The 24,973-nt window shown below is 40.5% G+C and carries 24 protein-coding genes; 11 read left to right on the top strand and 13 right to left on the bottom strand.

Translation table 11 applies throughout. From position 1 onward, the window contains the following. The first annotated feature begins 179 nt into the window (after window positions 1-179). The 3 genes from ftsY to V7K42_RS16115 all read left to right on the top strand — a co-directional run bounded on the left by ftsY (window position 180) and on the right by V7K42_RS16115 (window position 4,082). Window positions 180-1,808 carry a signal recognition particle-docking protein FtsY gene (gene ftsY / locus V7K42_RS16125; RefSeq protein WP_334917739.1) on the top strand — a complete coding sequence of 543 codons (1,629 nt, stop codon included), beginning with the start codon at window positions 180-182 and terminating at the stop codon, window positions 1,806-1,808. A 268-nt stretch (window positions 1,809-2,076) separates the two neighbouring features. Next, the gene (locus V7K42_RS16120) at window positions 2,077-2,256 is read left to right on the top strand and encodes a hypothetical protein (RefSeq protein ID WP_334917737.1); all 180 of its coding nucleotides are present in this window, start codon (window positions 2,077-2,079) and stop codon (window positions 2,254-2,256) included. Window positions 2,257-2,693: 437 nt separating this feature from the next. Continuing rightward, window positions 2,694-4,082 carry a PP2C family protein-serine/threonine phosphatase gene (locus V7K42_RS16115; protein WP_334917735.1) on the top strand — a complete coding sequence of 463 codons (1,389 nt, stop codon included), beginning with the start codon at window positions 2,694-2,696 and terminating at the stop codon, window positions 4,080-4,082. 554 nt (window positions 4,083-4,636) lie between these two features. Here V7K42_RS16115 and V7K42_RS16110 read toward each other — a convergent pair. Further along, the gene (locus V7K42_RS16110) at window positions 4,637-5,920 is read right to left on the bottom strand and encodes an ankyrin repeat domain-containing protein (protein ID WP_334917733.1); all 1,284 of its coding nucleotides are present in this window, start codon (window positions 5,918-5,920) and stop codon (window positions 4,637-4,639) included. Window positions 5,921-6,217: 297 nt separating this feature from the next. Between V7K42_RS16110 and V7K42_RS16105 the strand changes: the two genes are divergently transcribed. After that, a complete protein-coding gene (locus V7K42_RS16105) occupies window positions 6,218-6,688 on the top strand; it encodes a DUF4079 domain-containing protein (protein ID WP_334917731.1) in 471 nt (156 codons plus the stop codon). 52 nt (window positions 6,689-6,740) lie between these two features. Here V7K42_RS16105 and V7K42_RS16100 read toward each other — a convergent pair whose 3' ends face one another. Then, entirely contained in the window at window positions 6,741-7,412 is a 672-nt protein-coding gene (locus V7K42_RS16100; RefSeq protein WP_334917729.1) for a DUF1997 domain-containing protein, read from the bottom strand. Between the two features lie 178 nt (window positions 7,413-7,590). On the opposite strand from V7K42_RS16100, the gene V7K42_RS16095 reads away from it, so the two are divergent. Beyond that, window positions 7,591-8,247, top strand: coding sequence for an NAD(P)H-binding protein (locus V7K42_RS16095; RefSeq protein WP_334917727.1), 657 nt, complete (start codon window positions 7,591-7,593; stop codon window positions 8,245-8,247). 218 nt (window positions 8,248-8,465) lie between these two features. Here the strand turns inward: V7K42_RS16095 and V7K42_RS16090 are convergent, their stop codons facing one another. Further along, window positions 8,466-8,930: a DUF29 domain-containing protein gene (locus V7K42_RS16090; RefSeq protein WP_334917725.1), complete on the bottom strand. Its 465-nt coding sequence runs from the start codon at window positions 8,928-8,930 to the stop codon at window positions 8,466-8,468. A 240-nt stretch (window positions 8,931-9,170) separates the two neighbouring features. After that, complete coding sequence (locus tag V7K42_RS16085; RefSeq protein WP_334917723.1) at window positions 9,171-9,815, bottom strand: hypothetical protein; 645 nt, start codon at window positions 9,813-9,815, stop codon at window positions 9,171-9,173. A 336-nt stretch (window positions 9,816-10,151) separates the two neighbouring features. Between V7K42_RS16085 and V7K42_RS16080 the strand changes: the two genes are divergently transcribed. After that, window positions 10,152-10,802, top strand: coding sequence for a glycoside hydrolase family 24 protein (locus V7K42_RS16080; protein WP_334840864.1), 651 nt, complete (start codon window positions 10,152-10,154; stop codon window positions 10,800-10,802). A gap of 13 nt (window positions 10,803-10,815) precedes the next feature. Here the strand turns inward: V7K42_RS16080 and menH are convergent, their stop codons facing one another. From menH to metG, 5 genes are all read right to left on the bottom strand, one after another. Further along, the gene (menH, locus tag V7K42_RS16075; protein ID WP_334917721.1) at window positions 10,816-11,634 is read right to left on the bottom strand and encodes a 2-succinyl-6-hydroxy-2,4-cyclohexadiene-1-carboxylate synthase; all 819 of its coding nucleotides are present in this window, start codon (window positions 11,632-11,634) and stop codon (window positions 10,816-10,818) included. 231 nt (window positions 11,635-11,865) lie between these two features. Further along, complete coding sequence (locus V7K42_RS16070; RefSeq protein WP_334917719.1) at window positions 11,866-12,267, bottom strand: metal-sensitive transcriptional regulator; 402 nt, start codon at window positions 12,265-12,267, stop codon at window positions 11,866-11,868. A gap of 117 nt (window positions 12,268-12,384) precedes the next feature. Next, window positions 12,385-13,593, bottom strand: a complete 1,209-nt coding sequence (gene lptC / locus V7K42_RS16065) for an LPS export ABC transporter periplasmic protein LptC (RefSeq protein WP_334917717.1) — start codon at window positions 13,591-13,593, stop codon at window positions 12,385-12,387. After that, window positions 13,593-14,222 carry a LabA-like NYN domain-containing protein gene (locus V7K42_RS16060; RefSeq protein WP_041565095.1) on the bottom strand — a complete coding sequence of 210 codons (630 nt, stop codon included), beginning with the start codon at window positions 14,220-14,222 and terminating at the stop codon, window positions 13,593-13,595. Before V7K42_RS16060 ends, lptC begins: the two co-directional genes overlap by 1 nt. Window positions 14,223-14,388: 166 nt before the next feature. Next, window positions 14,389-15,990 carry a methionine--tRNA ligase gene (gene metG / locus V7K42_RS16055; protein ID WP_334917715.1) on the bottom strand — a complete coding sequence of 534 codons (1,602 nt, stop codon included), beginning with the start codon at window positions 15,988-15,990 and terminating at the stop codon, window positions 14,389-14,391. 380 nt (window positions 15,991-16,370) lie between these two features. Between metG and V7K42_RS16050 the strand changes: the two genes are divergently transcribed. Both V7K42_RS16050 and V7K42_RS16045 read left to right on the top strand, forming a co-directional pair. Next, the gene (locus V7K42_RS16050) at window positions 16,371-17,096 is read left to right on the top strand and encodes a lysophospholipid acyltransferase family protein (RefSeq protein ID WP_334917713.1); all 726 of its coding nucleotides are present in this window, start codon (window positions 16,371-16,373) and stop codon (window positions 17,094-17,096) included. A gap of 96 nt (window positions 17,097-17,192) precedes the next feature. Then, the gene (locus tag V7K42_RS16045; protein ID WP_334917711.1) at window positions 17,193-18,020 is read left to right on the top strand and encodes an alpha/beta fold hydrolase; all 828 of its coding nucleotides are present in this window, start codon (window positions 17,193-17,195) and stop codon (window positions 18,018-18,020) included. Between the two features lie 213 nt (window positions 18,021-18,233). Here V7K42_RS16045 and V7K42_RS16040 read toward each other — a convergent pair whose 3' ends face one another. Beyond that, a complete protein-coding gene (locus V7K42_RS16040) occupies window positions 18,234-19,037 on the bottom strand; it encodes a M15 family metallopeptidase (RefSeq protein ID WP_334917709.1) in 804 nt (267 codons plus the stop codon). A 102-nt stretch (window positions 19,038-19,139) separates the two neighbouring features. Between V7K42_RS16040 and V7K42_RS16035 the strand changes: the two genes are divergently transcribed. After that, window positions 19,140-20,057 (top strand): AEC family transporter, encoded by a 918-nt coding sequence (locus tag V7K42_RS16035; protein WP_334917867.1) that lies wholly within the window; start codon window positions 19,140-19,142, stop codon window positions 20,055-20,057. A gap of 98 nt (window positions 20,058-20,155) precedes the next feature. Beyond that, entirely contained in the window at window positions 20,156-20,419 is a 264-nt protein-coding gene (locus V7K42_RS16030) for a barstar family protein (protein WP_334917865.1), read from the top strand. 32 nt (window positions 20,420-20,451) lie between these two features. Here V7K42_RS16030 and tsaB read toward each other — a convergent pair whose 3' ends face one another. From tsaB to V7K42_RS16015, 3 genes are all read right to left on the bottom strand, one after another. Continuing rightward, a complete protein-coding gene (gene tsaB, locus V7K42_RS16025) occupies window positions 20,452-21,108 on the bottom strand; it encodes a tRNA (adenosine(37)-N6)-threonylcarbamoyltransferase complex dimerization subunit type 1 TsaB (RefSeq protein ID WP_334917707.1) in 657 nt (218 codons plus the stop codon). A gap of 265 nt (window positions 21,109-21,373) precedes the next feature. Next, window positions 21,374-22,807 carry an esterase-like activity of phytase family protein gene (locus V7K42_RS16020; protein WP_334917705.1) on the bottom strand — a complete coding sequence of 478 codons (1,434 nt, stop codon included), beginning with the start codon at window positions 22,805-22,807 and terminating at the stop codon, window positions 21,374-21,376. Between the two features lie 451 nt (window positions 22,808-23,258). Then, window positions 23,259-23,507 (bottom strand): Ycf34 family protein, encoded by a 249-nt coding sequence (locus V7K42_RS16015; RefSeq protein ID WP_118167283.1) that lies wholly within the window; start codon window positions 23,505-23,507, stop codon window positions 23,259-23,261. Window positions 23,508-23,593: 86 nt separating this feature from the next. On the opposite strand from V7K42_RS16015, the gene V7K42_RS16010 reads away from it, so the two are divergent. Continuing rightward, window positions 23,594-24,922 (top strand): CCA tRNA nucleotidyltransferase, encoded by a 1,329-nt coding sequence (locus V7K42_RS16010; protein ID WP_334917702.1) that lies wholly within the window; start codon window positions 23,594-23,596, stop codon window positions 24,920-24,922. Window positions 24,923-24,973 lie beyond the last annotated feature (51 nt).

Below are 24,973 nucleotides of genomic sequence, written 5' to 3'. Positions count from 1 at the left end.
CCTTTTTCTTTGGGAGAAGAGGAGACGGTGCGCTGAACCAAAGGAAGCTGATTCTGTTTAAAGTTAAAGTGGCGATCAAAGGTGAGGATAACCGGGAAGCTTTCACCCCAAGAAAAAGTGCAAAGTTAAATTAAACTCATAACTTATAACTTATAACTCATATAACTAATACTGCTGCAATGGTTTTTAATTGGTTCCGTCGTCAACATAACGATTCCTCTGATACTCCTTCTGATAAAAAACAGGAAGAAATTCCTGCACAAGAAACCCAACCAGAGCCAGCTGAAACCTCAACTGCTGAAACTGCACCAGATTTGTTGGCTTTTGCTAAAGCTGCTTACAAAAATATTCAGCAAAAACAACAGGCTGAGGTAGTCGAAACCCCACCTGATACAGCAAATACCTCAGCAGAACCTGAAACTGTAGAAACGGTAATTGCGGAAATCACTGAATCAGAAGCAACTGAGGAATCTGTCAGTACAATCCTAGAAACATCACAGCTAGAAGTAATCGAAGTAGCTACTGAAGAAGAAAGTAGAGAAGATTCCTCTGTAAATACAATTGCTGAAGAAACAGATGTTGAAAGCCCAGAAATAACGGCAAATGAAGTTGAACAAACCCTTGTACCAGAAGCAACACAGCCAACAGCACCAGCTAATTTATCCTTTTTAGAACGGGCGGCAGCAGAACGGCAAGCAAAACTGGATCAACTAATAGCCACCGCCATTGAAGTTCCAGAATCGGAGATAGTACAGCCAATCGCTGCAACCTCAGAAATAACAGAGGAAATTCCCGGACTGGTATTTGATGATGGATTTGTCTGGTCGGCAAAAGTCTTAGCAGCTCAAGGTAGAAATCCAGAAGACGTTTCTATTGAAGAAATTACCTGGCTGAAAAAGCTCCGGCAAGGGTTAGACAAAACTCGCCGGAGTATTCTCAACCAACTGAAAGCGATCGTTGGTCAAGGGCCCCTTAACCAAGCTGCTGTAACGGAAATTGAGGCATTACTCCTGCAAGCTGATGTCGGTGTAGAGGCGACAGATTTTATTATCAATGCCCTACAAACAAAACTTCGAGAAGAAGTTACTGCACCGGAAGAAGCGATCGCTTATCTGAAAAAAATTCTCCGGGATATGCTGGATGCACCAAGCATTGCATCCCACAAAACTAGCTTTACCCCAGAAAAAGAAACCTTAAACATTTGGTTAATTACTGGGGTGAATGGTGCCGGTAAAACCACTACCATCGGCAAAATTGCTCACATGGGACAAAAATCTGGCTATAAATGCTTGATTGGCGCAGCAGACACCTTCCGCGCCGCAGCCGTCGAACAGGTGAAGGTTTGGGGTAGTAGAAGTGGTGTAGAAGTAATTGCCAATCCTGGGAAAAATACAGATCCGGCAGCGGTTGTGTTTGATGCGATCGCAGCTGCCCAATCGCGGCAAACAGAATTACTTCTGGTAGATACAGCTGGACGACTGCAAAACAAGAAAAATTTAATGGATGAACTCGGTAAAATTCGGCGCATTATCGACAAAAAAGCCCCAAATGCCAAAGTAGAATCCTTATTGGTTTTAGATGCAACTTTAGGTCAAAATGGACTACGGCAAGCCGAAGTTTTCTCCCAAGCTGCCCAACTGAGTGGCGTTGTCTTAACCAAGCTAGATGGCACTGCTAAAGGCGGCGTTGCCCTTGCCGTTGTACAACAGCTAGGTTTACCCATTCGCTTTATTGGTGCTGGCGAAGGAATTGAAGACCTGCGCCCCTTCTCAAGCTATGAATTTGTCGAAGCTCTCTTGAGTGGCTAATTGAAAAATTTGGAGTTAAAAATTTTTCTTGACAAAATCATAAACTTAGGGATAACCAATCTGGTATTATCACTTGAACTAACTAGAAATAGTTCAAGTCGTAAAATCACAAGTTTGTCACAATAAATGGGTGACTTTTGCTAAAATCTCAAGCTAATGCCTTTTTTCACCCCCCGAAGGGCTTTTGTATATAACAACACAGACATTTCGTTGCTAAATACAAAAGCCCGTAAACTTAAATTTTGTAGCCGTTTAAAGGGCACGCGAGATGCTAGCTCCCACAAACACAACTATTGGGGGATTGGACAGCAGTCTGAGCGGTGAACAGTGCGTTGGGGAGCCAGCGCGGGTGAGTCCAGCACTACGGGATGGTTTCCCTCCGCAGTTAACTTATATTGGCTATGGCAATTTCAAGACTTATTTACATATTCTCAGCTTTGGGAATTAATATAAGTCTGTTATTTATCAAACCAAGCTTGATTTGAGCGCTTATAAAGATTTTCACTGAAGAGACTTCTAGTTTTTTCGTTGCTTACACCCAACAGTTACTCTGAAAGTGTTATAAATTATTCTTTGAATAAAGTATTCTTATAACTTTAGAGATATGCTTTGGGAATTAAGTTATGAAAAAATGAAAGTTTTTCTGAACTATTACTGTAACTAGTAATTTTTACGGGTTGAGTTTTAACTAAAAAGACATGATTTTAAATGACTAATATTCCCTCAAAAATACAATAAGCAGATAAAATACCGATAAAAGTTGCCTGTTACGTCTTTATACTCTTGCTAAAGTGGCAAGTCTTGTCTAAATATGGTTTAGCAATGCCAAAGCCAAAAGGTTTATAAGTAATCTAAAATCTGCCAATATAAAGTGCAATAATACCTGTGCCTGTGTCTCAACTGCCCTCTCAACCCACTGACAACAATAGTGCTGCGACAGATGTCACACCAGTCGTAGCACTCAAAGAACTCGTGGCAAGGTTGCACCGGGAACAGAACAAAATTCAAGATTTGCTCAGTTCTTTAGGATTTGCCCTGAGAAGTTTCAATAATTTGAATCAGTTTTTGGAACTGATCCCACTAATGGCAACAAGAGTGACAGATGCAGACGGCAGCGCCCTGTTTCTCTACAAACCTAATGGTCAAGTCAGGTTAGAACAGTTACATTGGCAAGATAGTGGCCAGCGCAAAAATATCCGCAAAGCGCTAGAAATAGCCAGCAGTCAAATCACGCTTTTGCCGAATACTGCTCCTCTAGCCAATGCGACAGGAATTTTAGATGACCAAATGCATCGCTATTTGGGGCCAGATGTACAAATCTTTGGTACGGCGATTCTGGTGAAGCATACAGAACGAGGATGGCTCTATGTATTGAGCCGCGATCCAGAATATAGTTGGACAGAAACTAGGCAAAAGTTAGTTAGATTAGTTGCAGACCAAACAGCAGTAGCGATCGAAAACGATGAACTAGCTGTAGAACTAAGAAAAAAAGAACGCCTAGACCAAGAACTAGAAATTGGCGCAGAAATTCAACGGCGACTTTTACCACGTCAATGCCCCACAATCCCTGGTGCAGTGCTAGCGGCACGTTGTAAACCTGCAAATCGCGTCGGCGGAGACTATTACGACTTTATTGCTACCAATCAGAATAAGATTCGGCTCAAGACTAAAGGCGATATAGAAACTAGTCGCTGGGGTTTGGTGATTGGAGATGTCATGGGCAAAGGTGTCCCTGCTGGGCTGATTATGACGATGATGCGGGGAATGCTACGGGGAGAAGTGCTACATGGGAATTCCCCAGCAAAAATTCTGCAAAACTTAAATAGAGTTATGTATGCGGATTTGGAAAATTCCCACCGCTTTGTAACGCTATTTTACTCAGAATATAATCCCTATAGTCGAATTTTGTCTTATAGCAATGCGGCACACAATCCTCCCTTGTGGTGGCACGCAGCCACAAAAACTGTTAGCCGTTTAGATACTCTAGGAATGTTAATCGGTTTGGATGCTAACAGCCAATATGAAGATGCTCAGGTACAGTTAGAGCCTGGGGATACAATTATTTACTATACAGATGGTTTGACCGATGCGGCGGCAGCTGGTGGCGATCGCTTCGATGAAGATAACTTTGTCGCTGGCTTCAATACGGCTTGCAAGTACTGCAATGGACCAGAGGAGATTGTAGATTACTTATTTGACCAAGTTCAGCAATTCATTGGTGATGATAGGCAAAACACTGATGATATGACACTAGTTGTTCTCCAAATTTTATAGATTGTGCTTAAATTCAAACCTAAGAGTGGTTCGGTAACTGGAGATTCACCGCACTAAATTTAATTTTTAATTTATTTTTCCTGGGAATTTCCGTAGCGATCGCCCAAATAGTCGCACATTAACCTTTTTTCAGGATTCATTTGTATTTAGCCTTTCGGATAATACATAAAAAATGATCCTTATAATACATTTCCGTTCAAGCAAAAACTATATATTTTGCACATCTAGCACAGTAGGAAACGTCAAGGGGGAGAGCAGGTAAAAGGTAAAATGTACAGGGTAAAAAGTAAAAGGTAAATTTACTTCTTCATTTTTGCTTTCTTTATATCCTTGTCACGCAAGCATTTAGCCTGCTCCCTTTTGACGTTTTAATTTTTCTTTTCTCCGGCGTAGTAAGTTCACAACAGCTACGACGGAGTTTTGCTTTCTTTGTTTCTCAGGTCTAAACTTAGTTGTTTTAAACTTCCTTTGTATTTGATTTAACAACTTTCATTTTATGATTTGTCAAGATATTTCTGAAAAGATTTTAGTTGAAAAATTCAGAATTAAAATGGCTATTCTTGTGCCCCAGCTTTTTGCAGACTCTGTACTATATCTTTATAACCATTAAATTCTGCAATCATCAAAGCAGTATAACCACCCCGATTTTTCAAATTCACATCTGCCCCAGCTTGAAGTAATAACTGTACAATTTCGCTATAACCTGATGAGGCAGACCACATCAATGATGTTGCCTTCGCTGAATCTTGAAAATTCACATCTGCCCCCTTTGCCAGCAGCAAATGTACGATCTCTATGTGCTTGCGTTCGATTGCTTTAATCAAAGCGGTTTTGCCATCATCCCCCGCAGTGTTGACATCAGCGCCATAATCTAGCAACACTTTGACTGTTTGGGTATGTCCTTGTGATGCAGCTAACGTCAAAGGTACTTCGCCAAGATTTTTACCATTAATATCTCCCCCAGAACGCAGGAGTGCCTCGACAATTTTGCTATGTCCCTGCAATGCTGCTACCAGCAGTGGTGTATCACCCAGGTGGTTATTAATTTGGGCATCTGCACCCCTATTAAGTAATACTTGCACGATATCAATGTAGCCTTCCACAACGGCGAGATGTAGGGCAGTTTCACCATCTTGGTCTTGGAGATTAATTTCAGCATCTCGCTTGAGTAAAGCTGTTGCGATCGCACTATGTCCACTTGCTGCTGCTGCCGATAATGCAGTTCCACCGTCAGCGTTTTTCATATTCACATCAGCCCCTGCTGCTAGCAGTGCTTCCACAACCTCCAAATGCCCCAAGTCTACCGCTAATGTTAAGAGTGTCTCACCTTCTCGATCTGGGATATTGACATCAACACCAGTTTGGAGAATTGCTTGTAAAACTTGGATGTTTTCCTGCTTAATGGCAAGTTTCAACGCCGTATCATCATCTTTATCTGCGATATTCACCTTTGCACCAGCAGCCAATAAGACTCGTACTACATTAATATGACCTTTGAGGACTGCTGCCATTAAAGCTGTGCTGCCATCTTCATTAGTGGCATTCACATCAGCATCTTTATATAGTAAAAGCTGCACAATGTCAAGTTGTTTGCCACTAGCCGCCAACATCAAAGCCGTCAAACCATAGAGCTTTCTCTTCAAGTTGATATTTGCCCCGGCATCCAGCAGCGATCGCACAATTTCGGTGTAGCCTAAATTGGCAGCAAACATTAACGCCGTCGTACCTTGGCGATCGCACGCGTCTACCCTCGCACCATCAGCCAGTAGCGCACACAGCCCCTTGATATCGCCACTTTTAGCGGCTTTTAGCAGCAAAGTATCGTTGTTTTCAGTCATGAATGATATCCCACACAGGGGTTTTGTTCGTCTACCCTCAAAACTCAGTCTGAGATTGTTTATCCACTTTGGCAAGAGGGTTATGCAATTAAAAATTAAAAATTAAAAATTAAAAATTTATAAATGTAGTCTTGGCAAGCATTCTATCTATTGACTGGATGCAAATTTAAGCTAAAGGAGGCTTCACTCTTGTCTTCTCTCCTCATCCCTTAATCTCTTTTACTTTGTGCAACTTTAAGCACAGAAACTAGAGTTATGCTAATTTTTATGAAGATTTAATAATTAGGCGAGAACACGATGAGTCTGGAACTTACCCCATCAATTAAATATTGGCTGAACTTTATTCATCCGGTGCTGATGTGGGCGCTATTAGCGCTTTCAATTTATGCTGGCTACTTGGGGCTGCAAGTACAGCATACCAGAAATGCTCAGGGAGAAGAAAAGAAACAACTGATTAAAGGTAGATATAACGTCAGACACTACCAAATGGGGTCTATACTCCTAGCTTTGATGGTGACAGGTGCGATCGCTGCTATGGCTGTCACCTACATCAATAATCAAAAGTTATTTGTCGGATCTCACCTGCTAGCAGGGCTGGGTATGACGTGTCTAATTGCATTTTCTGCTGCTTTGTCGCCTTATATGCAAAAAGGGGCAAATTGGGCGCGTGCAACTCACATTTTGATAAATTTCACCCTTTTGGGGCTTTTTGCTTGGCAGGCTGTAACTGGTGTGCAAATTGTTCAAAGACTTCTGACTCAAGCATAAGTATTAGCCAAGAGTCAAAAGTCCAGAGTTTTTTTGACTTTTGACTCTTGAATCACCGCTTTTGCTTAGAAATAACAGGAAAGGGGATTTCTAAAGATTTATGAAAATCTTCCTGAACTTTGCGAGTTAAGCGGCGGGAGACTTGACGGACGATTTGGTTAAGTAAGCGATCGCCTGTAGATTGAATTATAGATTTGGGTAATCGCTGAATAAACCGGGGAAAGTGCAAATCAACTACTAAATCTAATTCCCATTCAACTCTGGTAACCTCGCCGCTAATGCAAGCATTGTTTTCTATTAGCTGTAGAGATGCCCGATAGTCTACGTCATAACCAGGCGCTTGGTAATCAGGAATGGGGATTGTACGGATTCGGTAAATACCCTCATCTGGGGGCAATAATTCCAAACCAATTTTCGGTTCTACTTCATAACCAAAAGCACCAAAACGACCAATTACTAAAGCATAGCCATTTTCCCCAAGTAATTGCACTTTCATGGGTTGAGCGCAACGAGAAAACCATGAAGCGTGGGCATTAAGATACTCAGCAACCTTCTCTGCGGAGGCAGGCATTTCCATAAAATCTTGATAACGACCGTAAAATTTTGTGAGCGTCGCTACATTTACGTCTGTTAATGTATCCTTAGCCTCTTCTTGGCTGGACGCTACAGGTAAAACTGCTTCTGTTATTTCCCAGGATTTATATTCGCCTTGTCTTGAAAGCATAAATGCATTACTGTATATTTTGGCGTTCGTCTATACTAATAGTTCCCCACGTGCCTGGGTCATTTTGCATCAATATCCCATTTTGACCAAAACCTCATTAATCTGCCATTAACTCCATAGAATTACTAAAATAAAGAACTGAACAAGCACACAATAGTTTCCTAGGATAGCATTTCTTATGAAAGCATTTGTAGCAGGGGCAACGGGTGAAACAGGTCGCCGGATTGTGCAAGAGTTGATAGCGCGGAATATTCCCGTCCGGGCTTTGGTGCGTGATATAGACAAAGCTAGGGGTATTCTGTCTCCTGAAGCCGAATTGGTTGTAGGCGATGTGTTACAACCAGAAAGTTTAAATGCTGCGTTGGGAGACAGCACAGTTTTGTTGGTTGCAACTGGTGCAAAACCTAGTTTTGACCCCACTGGCCCCTATAAAGTAGATTTTGAAGGCACTAAAAATTTAGTAGATGCTGCCAAAGCAAAGGGGATTGAGCATCTTATTTTTGTTTCTTCTTTGTGTACTTCGCAGTTATTCCATCCACTGAACTTGTTTTGGCTGATTTTGGTGTGGAAAAAGCAAGCTGAAGAGTATATCCAGAAAAGTGGTCTTACTTATACGATTGTGCGGCCTGGTGGGTTGAAGAATGAAGATAACCTCAATGCGATCGTGATGCAGAGTGCCGATACACTCTTTGACGGTAGCATCCCCAGGCAGAAAGTCGCCCAGGTTGCTGTTGAGGCACTGTTAGATGCAGATGCACGTAATAAAATTGTCGAAATTGTTGCTAAACCTGAAGCAGCCTCAAAAAGCTTTAAGGAGCTATTTCAACAGTGCTGATATCCTAGAGGCTTTTATTCCTCAAAACGAGCGCACTTTGTCGAGTAGCTTGCTTTATTTAAATTGAACGCCCTTGATTTCACTTTCTGGAGCGATCGCTCCATCTTACATCCAAAAGGGTAAAGCGCAATGCGCTTTACCTCTACACTGATTCATGATAGACGAGCGATCGCTCTTTTATTACCTTCATTTTCACAAAAAGCGATACAAAATCACTTTTATTCTGGGAAGTACTCACTATTGAAAATATCTTCGGGAGTAAAAGGGCATTGTTCTGGGAAAATGTCAGGCGTTAAACCTGTTTTTTGAATTGCTTGTCTTCTGGCTTTAATATAAACTGCACCTAAGCAGTTAAGAGAATAGTTATAAAGTGTTTTGGAACGAAAAGAAAATTCTAGCTCATCACGGAAATTAGTTATTTCTATTTGCCAGCCTCGTTGACAATCTTCTTTTTGCATTTCCCAATAACGATAAAGTAAAAGATGAATTAGTAATTGTTTTAAGTAACTTTCTACTTTTCGTCTTTGTTCATTTCCCAAAGCTTCAATTTCTTCTGATAAATGTTGCCAATCAATATTTTCAATATCTTTATTTTCTAATTGTTTAAGTGTTGTTTCTACCCATAAATAATAATCTTCCTCGTAAAGGGTAGGTTCAACAGATTTTAATATTTCTGTTGTCATAACTAATGGCTGGGAAAATTAACTATCTAATTATAACATAGGTAGGTGTAGCTCTTTCTCCTTCATCAACAAAAAGCGATCGCCTTAAGTTTTAGCCCGATCGTCAATAACAACTAATATGATTTTGAGGATGATGATTTTATTGGATGAGTTTTTTGCCAAAAGTGAAAAAATATTTATATAATCGTCAAAGTTATAAATAAAAGAATAAATATCTCAGTTATTTCAGGGTACTTATAACTATGAGTTATATTTTCGATATATCTCTTTTTCAAGTTCAAGTTTGTCTTCATCTATCCGTATTATCATATCTTCTTCACCGTATTCATCTTGAATAATTTGATATAAACCCAACTCACAACATTCTGCAATTACAGATATCATACTTATGAGACTTTTATAAACTCTTAATGGATTATCAAGAAAAATATAATCGACAATATAAATTGGAGATGGATCGAGATCGCCAACTACATATAGAATTCTTTTGTTTTCGAATGAGGCAATAGGAAACCATTTTTGATCCCATCCTTTATAACTATCATACGGCTTATTTATCATAATTGATTGTTCAAGTTGCCATAAATCATAATAATTTGAAATCGAGTCTTGTAAAGTACAGAATGAAGTGGGCGAATTACTAAATAATTGATCTGGAAATAAGAATTCAACCAGTGGATAATAATTGTTAAAACCAAGGTCAGCTATTCCATTTCGCCATTGATAAAGTTCATAAATTTCATAAGATAATTTGAATGGCAAGACTTTGACAATTTCATCAACTTGTTGACGAGTTAAGCCATGATTGTAGCAATCAACAAATTCGAGACTCGTTGATTGTAACCAACCCCAAATATAATCGAGTTCATCTGTGAGTTCAGACATATAATCCACGTAATGTAATCGTTATGGAATCGTCAAATCCTAAAGAACATTTGATATATCTATTTTTACAGTTCAACTTTTTCTTCATCTATCCGTATTATAATTGCATCTTCTGCTCCATACTTATAGGGCATGAGTTGATATAGTTCTGATTTACAGCACTCAGGAATAACGGATACCATATAACTAACAATCAGGTGTGAACTTTACTGGAATGAGTTCGTCGATGATTTTTGTTAGCAAAGAAAGCGAATTTGAAGGAGTCGGACTCTGAAAGGCTTTGAATTCAAAGGTGTTGAAAAACTTATTGGGCCAATAGCTGCGCTTCTTGGCTTTGTGTATTTATTGCAATGGTATATTGGAGACTTGCGATCGCCTTCCGATCCCATCTTTGCAGATAAACAGCCGCCTTTGGTGATGAAACAGGGCGACCCCTATATCCGTGCTTTAATGCGAACCATCTCGGCGAGTGAAGCCAGTGGGAACCGTCCCTATTCGCTATTGTATGGTGGACAGCAAGTTAACGACCTTAGCCGACATCCTGAAATATGCGTCACAATTGTCACAGGCCCCAACACAGGTAATTGTTCTACAGCTGCTGGGAGATATCAAATTATCAACATTACTTGGTATCGTTTAGCCCCGCGTTATCACCCAAAGCCAATGCAGATGATGTTTTGGACTGCTTATAGTTTTGAAGCAGAGTATCAAGATATAGTGGTTTACCGTTGGTTAAGTGATTCTAAAGTTTGGGGAACCGATCTTTCTCAACTGTTGCGTCAGGGAAAGTTAAATGATGTTTTGCGGCGACTCTCTCCGACTTGGACAAGTCTAGGATATGGTCTAGAAACTAATTCTGTTAGTAGCTCTTTGCCTAAAGTTTATCAGAAAATGTTGAAAGAGGAATTAACCGCAGCGAATCAACGAACAGCCCCGAAATTAACACCATCTCCAACTCCTTCCAGCAAGCCAATAAATAAGCAGTGAGGTTATACTAATTTTAACTTGCTACGGACAAAAAGCTTTTGATATTTTCTACAAATGCCAAGGTATTTTCAAAATGAATATTATGTCCAGCATTTCTAATTATTCTTAACTGTGCAAATTCACATATTTTAGCCATTTCTGTATTAATAAATATAAATTTTTCATCATATTCCCCAGCTAGTAAGAGTATATGAATTTTATTATCTTGTAGCTTTTCCCATAAAGAAGGTTGGCATCCAGTCCCCATGAAGCGCAATGATTTCTCTAATTCCTGCGGGTTATTCTGCAAGCGACTTTCTATCATGCGATCGGATTCTGGATGATTTTTTATATAACCAAAAATTGGTTGATTATACCAATTTGAGACAAAAGCAGCAAAATCAGTTTTAATAATACTTCTGCTGATTTTTCTAGCTATTTGAGCATCATGCTTAACTCGTTCTAATCGTTCTGCTCCCGTTGCTAAACCTGGAGAAGCTGATTCTAATACAACTTTAATAAAACGTTCTGGGAAATTTAGAGTTAGGTATAAAGCTAACCTACCGCCCATCGAATAACCAATTAAGTGGCATTTATTTATTTTTAATTCATCTAATAAATTGACTATTGCTTGAGCAATATGTTCCATTTTATAGTATTCATCACTTCTTAAAACTTCGGTTTTACCATGTCCTGGTAAGTCAAGGATAAGATAAGAAAAATCTTCTGCTAAAAATTTTATAGCCTCATCAAATTCATTAATATTTCCCATGAAGCCATGAAAAAAAATAATTAGAGGTTTATTAGTATTTACATTTAAAGAATAGTTTAATTTATACTTTTTGAAAGTCATTTTTGGAAATATGTATAAAATCCAAATGCCAAAATATCCACGTCCTAATAAACTTTAGAGGGTACATTATACCCCCTGACAACTGCTTTGGAACTCCTAGACTCTCATTTATGACTATGAAATACTTGTGTTAAATTTTGCATAAAGAACCCTTGCCTGAGTCAATACACCAAATATTGCATCTCTACAAAATGTATTGTCATACCAGTTAATTTTTTATTTTTCTCATTTCTAAGGTAAAAATCGATCTAAAGCAGCTTTTAACTGTTTAATTTCAACATCAATATTACCCTCTTGTGCAGCTCTAGCAATACATTCAGTTAAATGCTCATCCAAAACAATTCGCGCTACCTTATCCAATGCGCCTCGCACTGCGGCAATTTGTAGTAAAACATCAGGACAAGGACTATTTTGCTGCACCATTGTCTTAATACCACGAACATGTCCTTCTATCCGCGATAATCGATTGACAATTCGCCGTAAAGACTCTTCGCTATGGACGTGAGGATGAGCCACCTCTCCAGTCCCATGAGTATGATCTATATGGTCGTGGTCTGTGTCATTATGCTGGGAATGTTCTGCTTGCTGGGATGTTGGCAAGGATTCCTTGCCTAATCGGTTTGATCCATTCATGGGTTATCAAAAGACTCGTATTAGTTAAGATCCTAGCCTAGAGGGAATAGTTAATCGTTAATTAGTTTACGCCCATACTTGCCAACTGATGGAGTGATATAGGTTGGGGTAGTTAATCTACTGGCGATTGACTTTTTCTTGGGGAATAATTTCTGTTACTACCCTACCGCTAGAACTGCCACCTTTGACAACAATATTTTCTGTTTGCAGATTCCCAACGGCTGTTTCACCCGTAAAATTTAACGGTGGGTCAACTTGCCGATAAACCACATTTCCTTGAGCCTCAACTAACTTATTGTCTAAATACCAAGTTAATGTATTAGACCGCAAAGACTGGCGACGCTGACCAATGGCATTGACGTTACCTGTTAAATAAACCGTTTTTTGCGGTATTTTCATTTCACCTTTATTGGCGGTCACGGTAAGGTTTTCGGCCCGATGAAACATCCGCACAGGGGTATTTGTAATAACAGTTTCTGCGTTCATGTTCCAGGTCATAGAGTTACTAGCTATTTGCACCGGTGGGTCTAACAAATCTAATTGAGCATTCTGTTGAATATTGGCAATTTTTGTTTTTAAGTTGACTTCGGCAGAATTCCCCTTACCGCGATCGCTAATTTTATTATTTTTGTAACGATCAATTTGGATGGGGCGATCGCCAATCAGTTTTTGTTCTTTAATATTCCAGATTAAATGCTCGGTTCTTACTTGTAATTGGGGATCGGCAGAATTTGCTACTACTCTTCCAGAAAATTCCATCCGCTGTTCGCGGGTTTTAACTCGCGCTTCTTGCGCTACAGCTTGTAGTTGTTTGTGAGTACCGTTAATCTGGTTGCGAACAATCAACAAATCTTCTTTGGGTCGCCATTCTAATTCATTACCTTGCAATACAACACCATTCTTAGGGTCTGTGGCAAATATCTTACCTTTAAGAAACAACTGCTTCCCATCTTGTTCAATATCTGCAACATCTGCCTTGATTTGGTAAACTACTTTACCATCTTGATATAGTTCACCATAAGGGCTTTCGGCTTGACCAATTTGTTTTTCTTTGGTGTATTTTGCGGTTTTAGCCCTGACTTTCCAAATTGGTCGTCCTACTTCATCTGCCTGTTCTAGAGTGACATCAAAGAATGTCAAATTACTATCTTGGTTTGATGAAGCCGCAGGATTTTCTTGAGAAGCTGGAGGGGCTTTCCCCCCACAACTTACTAAACCAAATATCAATAAAAAAATCAAAGGTAAAAAAAGGAAGGAGGGAGTGGGGAAGTAATTTTGAATTTTTCTCTTCCCCTGTCTCCCTCTTTTATGAAATTGATACGTCATTATTCTTGAATTTCGAGGTGTCCATCACTAGTTCTTGGGTCTTCCAAAAAACCGATACCAGATAACGGTCGGTATGGATAGCTTTGGCGAGGGGTTTTTTGAATGTCTTCTTTGATGGCTTCTAAATCGATGTAGCGATCGCTTACATTAATTAAGCTGTCACTGGTCATCGAACGCAAACTTACCACTTCTACCCGCACGCCACGATAGCTGACTGAATTGACCGCATAAGCTAAATCCCCATCGCCGCTAACTAAAACTGCGGTATCATAAGAATCTACTAGCGCCATCATGTCTACAGCTATTTCTACATCCAGGTTAGCTTTTTTAGAGCCGTCTGGTAGCTGGACTAAATCCTTAGCAATGACTCGATAGCCATTGCGACGCATCCACAGCAAAAATCCCTGTTGCTTCTCGTTTGTCCGGTCTACACCAGTGTAGAAAAAAGACCGCAGGAGTCTAGAACCTCCTGTTAATCGACACAGCAGCTTCGTGTAATCGATTTCAATCCCTAGTTGCAATGCAGCGTAGAATAGATTTGAGCCATCAATAAATATGGCCACCCTGCCCCGATTCTCCAAAACTTGTTCTGGCGTAAATATTGAATCGGTTTCAAAATTATTCAACATCATTGTGATACCTCGATTTTTATCCCTGTTATTTTTGATACAAATTACGAACTTTTAGATGCTAGTCACAGAGGCTTATGATAATGTTCCGGGGTTAATATAAATTAAGCCCCGATAAATTTTTTGAGAGAATAAGAAATTGAACAAAATCAGAGTTTGATAAGGACTAATCGTTTTTTGGGGGTTCTATTCGCTTAAAAACTGGTTGGAATGTACCCAACTGTTGTTTACTAGATAGTATCCCCCACGTCGCATGGGTGGCAAAAGGAGCGGTAACTGAACTTTGTATTTGCTCGTTAAAGTCTATTTCAAAGCCCAGTTGCTGATAAATATCACTACTGATGTTCGGAATAATTGGGGATAGCAGATAAGCTGCTAGTCTAACTGATTCTAGAACTGCGTAGAGAACTTTTTCCACGGACTCCTGTTGTCCCTGTTTATATAATGTCCAAGGAGCTTGTTCATCAATAAACTTATTGCTGGCTTGTGCCAGGGAAAGGATAGCCCCGCAGGCTTGACTGAATGCTAGTTCCTTGTATGCTTGTTTCACCTGTTCCCCTAGACGTAAACCAATTGTTTTCAAAGGATTTTCGTCAGGAATTCCTTCATTGCCGATTGATGGAACATTATTGTCAACGCAGTATTTTTTCACCATGCTCAAGGTGCGATTGAGCAAATTACCTAAATCATTTGCCAAATCTGCATTCAGAACATTAATGAACCTAACTTCATTAAAATCTCCATCCTTGCCAAATTCGATTTCCTTAAGGAAGTAATAACGAACGGCATCACTACCATAGCGCTGAACTAACGCAACAGGATCAAGGGTGTTACCCAGACTTTTGCCCATCTTTTGACCATCTTTAGTCAAAAAGCCATGCCCAAATACTCTTTCTGGCAAAGGTAAGCCAGCCGACAACAACATTGCCGGCCAATAAACTGCATGGAAGCGCAAAATATCTTTACCAATTAGGTGCAGGTTGATTGGCCACCACGTTTCTAAAGCATTTTCTAAAGTTGGTTCTGCATCGGGTTCGAGTAATGCTGTGACATAACCCAGTAGCGCGTCAAACCAAACATAAAGGGTGTGTCTAGGATCGACTGGTACAGGAAAACCCCAATCTAGATTTACCCGCGAAATCGAAAAGTCTTGCAGTCCTTGATTGACAAAACTGAGGACTTCATTTCGCCGACTTTCTGGTTGAATAAAATCGGGTTTAGATTCATAAAATTCTGTCAACTTAGTTTGATATTTGGATAAGCGAAAAAAGTAGTTTTGCTCGTCTCGCCACTCCACTTCTTTGTTAGTATGAATCGCGCAACGATGTCCTTCTAGCAAATCCCGTTCTTCTTTGAATTCTTCGCAGGATACGCAATACCAACCTTTTTGTTGTCCTTGATAGATATCACCAGATTTCCAGACTCGCTCAAAAAACTCTTTGACGATCGCTTCATGACGAGGCGCAGTTGTTCGACTAAAGCGATCGTATTGAATGTCTAGTAACTGCCACAAACTCACAAAGCTAGGGACAATTTCATCGCAAAACTCTTGTGGTGCTTTGCCTAAACTTTCTGCCGATCGCTGAATTTTTTGCCCATGTTCATCTGTACCTGTAATTAGTAATACTTCATGCCCTAGTAGCCGATAAAATCGCGCTATTACATCGGCCGCAATTGTCGTATAAGCACTGCCTATATGGGGGACATCGTTTACATAATATAGCGGTGTTGTCAGTGCAAATGTCAATTCTTTTTTCACTAGATTCATACAAAATAAAAATCAACTTATTAAAATGTTTTACATCTTAGCTTTTATCGGCAAAACCACGTGATTATACAATAATATTTCCATTTTTTCCAAGAACACCCTAATAGTAGCAAATTTCTCATGTCAAGAATTGTTTTGTAAGATGAATCAATTAAGCGAATCTCTGACTAAAAGATGGAAACTAACTAATCATAATTTTTTTAAATAGTTTCTATTAGATATTATTGTGATCGAGAATACATAATTTAGGATGCAGAAAATCTAGCTGGTTTTGGGAATTAGATATTTCTATCTTAAGACGGTCATGGCAGTAGTAAAGAAATGTAAAAATCAAGTTAAGACAAACTCCCATATTTACCGGAAAAATATATTGATCAGGTATGAGTCGAAATAGCCCCCTAGAGATTTCTCGCGCTTTGGTGGCGGCACTCTCAACCCAAATGTTTCGCTATTATGAGGATCGTATTCCCCAGGATGCTAGCGTTTTGGTCGTCAGCAATCACCGCAGCTTCATGGATGCACCGATTCTAATAGCAGCGTTATCGAGTCCGATTCGCTTTGCTTGCCACCACTACATGGGACAAGTACCAGTAATGCGGGAGATTGTCACCGAGCAATTGGGGTGTTTTCCTTTAGAGAAAACTCAAAACCGCCAACAAAGCTTTTTTTCGCAGTCGCAGTTGCTATTGCAGTCTAAGCAGATGGTAGGAGTCTTTCCAGAAGGGACTGCACCAATGGTGAAATTCACTCAACCAAACCAGATGGGTGAGTTTCAACGGGGATTTGCCCATTTAGCATTGCGAGCTGATGTGCAAGATTTAGCAATTTTGCCGATCGCGATCGCATCCTTAGAAGAGGTAAACACCAATGGTTTTCCTTTAAGGCTTTTGAGTGTATTTGACCCTTCAGAACCTTTATTTAATCAAGCTGGCTGGCATCCTCTGGTAATTTATCGTCGGGTTGCGGTGTTAATCGGTCGCCCTTATTGGATTACACCCCAAGATCAAAAAAAATATCACGGTAAACAAGCCAGAACTGTTGTGGCTGAACTGACAGAACACTGTCATGGTGAAATTAGCAATTTACTGCGTCAGGGTTGCTATTAGAGCCATTCAATTTGGGATTTGGGATTGTCGGAACAATCAGCAGCCCAAAAGTTTTATACCATTGACTAATGACCAATGACAAATGACCAATGACCAATGATTATCTCTGAAGTTGAGCTAAACCCCTGTTTCCTGACTCCTGAACGAGTACAACCAGAGTATCCACTATTGGTATATTTGCCAGGAATGGATGGAACAGGGCAACTGTTGCGATCGCAAACTGCTGGATTAGAAACTGGCTTTGATGTCCGTTCTTTGGCGCTCCCCCGTAAAGACCTGAACACTTGGGATGTGCTGACTAAGAGTGTATTGGACTTGATTGACGCTGAATTAGAAAAAAGCTCTCAGAGACCAGTTTACCTGTGTGGTGAGTCTTTTGGTGGTTGCTTGGCAATGAAAGTAGCTATTCAAGCGCCGCATTTATTTAAGCGAATTATCTTAATTAATCCAGCTTCGTCTTTTCATCTTCGGACTTGGTTGAGTTGGGCATCTCAACTAACTTACTTAGTGCCATCAGGATTGTATGATATTGGCGCACTGGGGTTGTTGCCGTTTCTCGCATCTTTGCCCCGCATTTCTCGGAGCGATCGCCATGAACTGCTAAAAACTATGCGTTCTGTACCAGTAGAAACCGTTCTTTGGCGGTTGTCTTTACTGCGAGAGTTTGAAATTGATGAGAAACAATTGAGTCGCTTAACTCAACCTGTTTTACTGATTGCCGGTGGAAGCGATCGCCTTTTGCCTTCTGTAACTGAAGTCAAGCGGATAGCAAACATCTTACCCAATAAGAAGATTGTGGTGCTGCCCAATTGCGGACATGCTTGCCTACTAGAGAAAGATATTAATCTCTATGAAATTCTTGAACATAACGACTTTTTAGAAAATAATGCTGATATAAGTACAGGGTTAGAGGTGAGAAGATAAGGTGAGAGGCGATGCCTACGGCGGGCTGCGCCTACGCATTCCCAGAAGTGTGCAAATCGCCCATACTACTCCTGTCTCCTAACTCTGCGAATTTTGGATTTTGGTAACTTATCCCACCCATACGAAAACATGGTGGTTTTCTTGAATTGCCGCACGAAAATCAAAGTAAGTTATTGATACAAATGACCAATGACTAATGACCAATGACCAATCCTATGGCGATATCTTAGCGGGTTTCAAATTTCTGGCTTTGTAGAACATTTCCAAGCTATCGCGATCGCCGACAAAACGCCAGTGCCAAGGCTCATAACTCACACCTTGAATATTATCTTTAGGAAATGACATTTCAAAGCTGAAACGCGCTGCATTTGCTTGCAGCCACTGATAAGCCTTGGTATTGTCAAAGTTAGTTTGGAGATTAGTTGCTGGTACTCTTCCGTCTCCAACATCCACAGCATAACCTGTGTGATGTTCACTATGACCAGGAGGAGCGCTGAGGGCGGCTCGTTCTGCTGGCGTTTGATTTCGTTGGGCACCGACAGCAAAAAACAACTGCTCTTGGTCTTTAACTGAGCGGAAGCCAGAAATTGGCACTATAGTTACACCCGCACTCCGCGCTGCTGCTACCATCTCCTCAAATTTTTGGGCAGCAGATTTTCGCATTCTAATGCCCCTATTTGCGGAGATGGTTACTAGTTCTGACTGAGGCGCTTCTGGGTAGGGGAAATGCCCTAATACAGTATCGCTAGAATTATTAGATGGTGCTGGAGTTGGAGGAGCAGAAGTAGCTGGTAAAGGTTGAGAATCGGCGGTTTTTTTGGGTGCGGTGAGAAAAAACAAAAAACCGCTAATTAAAGCCAGCAGGATAAATCCCGCCACTCCGCCAATCATCAAAATTTGGGGTTGCAACCACATTTTCGGTGCTGCAACAGGGGTATCGCGTACAGCCACTGGAATATCATCACCAAGGTCATTCGATGAGTTTCGCGGTTTTCCAGAAAACCCAGCCTTATTCAAAGGTAAACTCCTGTTTTTGTGGGATAGCTATAACAGATTTTGCACTGGACAAAAGTAGACGTAACAGGTAGCATTTTACATCTGTGGTTCTTAGGCGCAATCTTGACAAACCTTTTAGAACTATACGTCAAGCTGGGAGGATTAGTCCTAGGAGGTTTTATTCTGGGACGTAAACTACCTGTGACAGTTCCTACACATTTAGGACAGTTTCTTTTTTGGGTGGGAGTACCCATAAGCATAGTATCGTTTTTGCGCCAATCTAGCTTGTCAGGTCAGATTTGGATTGCACCTGCTATTGCTTATCTCGCCATTTTACTAGGAGCATCTTTAGCTTGGTTAGCCATTAAAGGACAAGCCTATTTTAAAAATACTGTCCTCCAACCACCAACTCAGACTAGCTTGATATTAGCAGCAATGTTGGGTAATACAGGTTATCTTGGCTTTCCCATTACCTTAGCAATGGTAGGCAAAGAATACTTTGCTTGGGCGTTATTTTACGATTTACTTGGTTCATTCCCTGGAACTTATGCCTTTGGTGTATTACTAGCAGCGCGTTTTGGTGGCGGTGTCCGCAACCATTGGCAGATTGCCAAGTCTGTCTTAATTAATCCTGCCCTGTGGGGTTTTGGATTTGGCTTGCTGTTTCGACAAGTGACAATACCTACAGTAATGGAATTCTGGCTAGAGAAACTTGCTTGGAGTAGTGTAGCTTTATCTCTGGTGTTAATTGGAATGCGACTAGCGCTACTCAAATCTTGGCGTAGCTTACCACAAGTAGGGATGAGCTTGGGAATCAAAATGCTGCTAGTTCCCTTAATATTGGGTAGTATTATACCACTGTTTGGATTAACTGACCCCATAGCAAAAATAATCGTGCTACAAATGGCCATGCCTCCAGCTTTCGCCACACTGGTAATTGCTGAGACATTCAATCTCGATCGCGATCTGGCAGTTACTGCCTTAGCTGCTGGGACTATATTATTGTTGGTTACTCTTCCAGTTTGGCTGTGGCTGTTTTGATTTTGGATTTATGCACTGTGGCTTCCCAACCTACACATTTTTATTTTTTGTGCTTAACTGCTTATCCGATTGGAAGATGGAAATAAGATTTAAGGAGGATAATCATAGAAATTAAACTTGCTGGTGAATCAATTTTTACTGAATATGACTTTCATCGTCAGATTGCTCAATTACTTGACTTTGGAGAATATTATGGAAATAATCTTGATGCCCTTTGGGATATTCTCACTACAGATATAGAACGTCCAGTCAATTTAATTTGGTATAATTCAGCAATTTCTTGTAAAAATCTAGGTGAAGAAACTTTTCAACAAATTGTTAAAGTTTTACAGGATGTACGGGTATGGGATAACCAATTTTAGTTTGAATTTTTATTTTGACGCATATCAATCAGTTAAACTTCTACTGGATGCTGCCCATAATATGGCAAAGCCTCTGACCAATTAGGATACTTACCTTCTTGCCAATCGAGATTAGCTAGTTCCAAAATGCTCGTCACCGTCGCTGCTAGCCCAGATTGGGCTTGAACCAACTGATAATTAGTGTTCCAATTCGTTAAAGTTTCCTGCCATGCTTCGGGTGTGAATACTCTATCTGGCAAACACACTTTTAGTTTAGAAGTCTCTGGTTCAAACTGATAAATAGCAGCAAAAATTTGACCTCGTTGGGCTGGCATTTCTACAGCAATAGTTTTTGGATTTTGACTTTTGCTTACTTCTGACCAAGCTACCGCAGCCAAAGTTGAAATCGCAAATATAGGGATATCTAATTGTTGCCCTAAAGTCCGAGCAGTGACAACGCCAATCCGAGTTCCTGTAAAACCGCCGGGGCCTTTTGCAACTGCGATAAATGACAAATCTGCCCAAGTTTGCGGTTTGATGAAGTCAATTAAATATTGATGTATTAGGCTAGATAAATCACGCCCTAAATTCCAAACTTGAGAGCGAGTCTCATCAGCAAAATTACTAATTGCCAAACCCAGTTCGGGAGTGGTGGTGTGTAGTGCTAATGTGTATTTATTTGTTGTAAGGTGTTCTAGTTCTGTTGTCAAAGTTACTTAAAATATCTCTTTTTATAGAGTTTACGAGATTTATTTATTCAAGCATATAACAACATAGCGGTTATTAATTGAATAGGCTCAATTCTTTTTACTGTGCTATATACATTATAAGAAAAATACTTAACCCAAACACCCTTACCTACAAGAGTTACTATGGTGCTGTATACAAGTCGAAAAAAGCTTGATTTCCCATGCAGAGCATAGGAATGAGGAAAGCCTAATCAAGCTATGTTCTATTTTCAAGAACGCCGGATATTTATCTTACCCCTCGATCTATTAGGGTAGGATATTCATTATCCCCTTTGATATTCTGGGGTACGAAGCCAGGAATGTCAGTAGTGTCAAGTGCGAAGACGAATAACTTGTTGGGATTATCGATACCTGTTGGATGGTAAGTGTCCGACTTTATCGTACCAATAAAGTCATTATCGTTGCTGATGAAAAGCGTATGCTTTACCACGTGGTTGATAACCACATCCGATCCGAAAGCCAAACCTTCAAGCTTGGCAGGGATGTCTTCTGCTTTGATCCCATTTTGAGTAAGCGTAGCTACTACATCAAGGAACAGGGTCTTGCTAACTGCCTTACCGGCCAGATTGCTTTCCCCAGTGATATTGCTTACTTCTTGAGCATTTGTCAGATCGATATGGTATATCTTCTTGAAAGCAGCCTGAGAGCCGTCGCCCAAACCCTTGCCATCTCGTTCGTCTACTAGGAATTCGCGATCGTTGATGGCTAAAATCTCGCTGACGGTGGGATATTTCGGTTTAGCCGAGGTGCCAATATTATCTAACTCATAGGCATATTCTTTGATAAAACCTGTTTCTATGTCAATTTTGACGATTCTGGTATAAGCACCATTAGTACCACCGTCTTGGAGTAGTGGACTTTGCAAAATACCAATTAGGGTCTTACCGTTGGGAGTAATTGCAAGTCCTTCCATGCCTTTGTTCGCAACCCTACCAGAGGTGTTGTCACTAATCTCTGTATCACCAACGGGACTTGATTTGCTGACTGCAAACTTGCTAGGTAGGTTAAAAACCCTAATCCGCTTACCTGTATTGCGGTTAAATTGATATACATAAGGGCCATATTCATCCGAAATAAATATATCCTTTCCATTATTGGATACACGTACCCCTTCAGGATCGAAACGGGCATTGTTGGGATATGTCGAGATTTGGGTGGGGTTGAAGTTGTCTGAGCGTCCAGTGAAATAGTTTTTATTCTTGGTATTCAAGGCTGGGACACCACTACCTAACCCTAATCCCGCACCATTTCCGTAGTAAAGAGGCTCATTGCTAAATAGCAGAGTCGTATCAACTAAGTAAGGGGTAAGTTTGAAAGGTAACGCTGAACCAAGATTGCTTGGTGAAAGTTTCACTTTGATAGTTTGGAAGCGGTTGATATAGGATGCTGTGTCACTGACAGCGCTGTTGTATGACACGGCATTTGGTCCTCGATCTGGGATAGCAATAAAAGTGTTACAGCCAGCATAAGCTAGTCCCGATCCAATACCACCAAGGAGATTTCCCCAAACACCGTTTTCGAGGGGAGCAGATGTTTGGCTGGAGAGGTCTTTAATGTTACCACTTAAGCTCCCAATTGCGATCAGCTTAACCTCTGCTTTTGCGGCAGGGGCAGCAAAAAATGACGCTAACAAGAACACAACGAGATTTCTCTTGAGCATATTAGTATTCCTACTAGGGGAAATATTTATTGAGAGATATTGTATTTTTTTTACTTTACTATTATTTGTACCTAGTAATTAAGCTATTTTTAAGTAAAGATTAAGCCAAGATTAACTCATGAATGGCTAATGCTCGCCAGTTTTAGGTTGGGTATAAGACAATACGGTTTAGTTAAGCCCAAAAAATAAAAATGTGTAGGTTGGGTTGAGGAACGAAACCCAACATTTTCGGGCATTTGTTGGGTTTTACTTCGTTTAATCCAACCTACAATTATTGTTAACTGAACCGTATTGGGGTATAAGAAGGTAAAGGAGAGTACAAACATTTTTACCCACATTTCTCCAGGTGAGAAATGCGGGTAAAGTTGTCCTTATAGTTACTTACAAAAATATCTACGACTACTGGTGTTTAGTGTAGTAGTCACCCTTAAGATATACCAATCATTTTCTATCAAGTTGGTACTAATTCACCAGGACGCAATTTCGACCATTTACCTGTTTCCCGTTTAAAACTGAGACAACCAACAACATCCCATTCCATCTCAATCACATCATCTTTAGTCCGAATGTTGACATTGATAGAAGGTTCATTCGGATCAAAATTTGGTGTTTCAGTCAAGTGAGGCTGTTGGTGCTGCCCTTCTACGGCATGATAGGTAACACAGCTGTCTACATAGTGGCAGTTCACACAAATACACATAATAGAACCAACTCCAGGGGCCTTTATTGTTAATCTAGCTTAAGCCCAACCGTTATTCATGAGTTGCTGGGTTGATTTTTATTACAATGCATGAATCAATTCCCTCTACCCTAGCTCCCGAAAATTGGCCTTTTAGTTTGGAATTCTTGCCACAACCCGCTTACATGGTAGGTGGTGCTGTGCGAGATGCGCTCCTTGGCAGAACTCGTGAATATCTGGATCTAGATTTTGTTATACCATCTAAGGCGGTAAAGGTAGCAAGAGCGATCGCTCGTCATTACAAAGCTGGTTTTGTCTTACTTGATGCAGAACGACAAATTGCCCGTGTGGTTTTTCCCCACGCCACTGCTGACTTTGCCCAACAAGAAGGAGATAGTGTAGAGGTTGATTTGCACAGACGCGATTTTACAGTAAATGCGATCGCTTATAATCCCCATACCCAAGAAATTATCGATCCTCTGCAAGGTTATGTAGACTTACAACAGGGCATTTTGCGAATGATATCAGCCCCAAACTTAGAAGATGACCCTTTGCGGTTAATGCGAGGTTATCGCCAAGCCGCCCAACTAGGTTTTACTATTGAGCCAGCTACCAGAACCGCAATTCGTTCTTTGGCATCACATCTGAGCAAAGTTGCAGCCGAACGATTTCGGGTAGAAATCGGCTATTTACTGGCAAATTCTCAGGGTACTCCTTGGATTACAAGTGCTTGGGAAGATGGTTTGCTTGCCCCTTTCTTCAAAAATGCTACTCGTGAAAACTTGAACAAACTAGCCGCAGTTGATAATGCAGCCACCTTACTCACAGAAAATTGGCAACAATTAGGCGCACAACTGCAAGAATATGTCCGCGATAGTGTCAAAACCACGTGGTTAGGTATTGCCAAACTTGCAAGTCTAGTCAACCCAAATCCCGAATTAGCAGAAATAGAGCTACAGGAACTAACTTATAGTCGTGCCGAAATTCGGGGCGTAACCACTGCTCTGAAATTGTTACCGCAACTTCAAGTAGTCAATATGTCCTTACGACAACAATACTTTTTGTTCCGTAACGCAGATATTGTGTTTCCCACTATGGCAGTGCTAGCTGTAGCACTTGATAATTTGGTAGAGGTGATGTCTAGTTACAAGCTATTACACACAGCAGTTGCTACAAGTTTGGAAAGCAAAGCAAGTCGCTGCCAAGTCTTGGCACTTTTAATCGACCGCTACCTTAACCCTGACGATCTGGTAGCTCATCCCACTCCACTAATGAGCGGAAAGGAGTTAATTGTAGCATTAGATATTCCAGCTTCGCCAATCATCGGGCATCTTTTAACAGAAATTGCCGTAGCACAAGCTGAAGGGAAAGTGTCAACGCCAACAGAGGCGATCGCATTTGCACGTCAGTTACAAGATAAAGTAAAAGGTTATTAAGGATATAGGTTTACAGACGCGCTCTGCGAGATACAAATTATTTTGTCGATA

Origin of the sequence: Nostoc sp., from assembly GCF_036917455.1 — a bacterium.
Classification (GTDB): domain Bacteria; phylum Cyanobacteriota; class Cyanobacteriia; order Cyanobacteriales; family Nostocaceae; genus Nostoc.
This window is presented reverse-complemented; position numbering and strand designations above follow the sequence as displayed.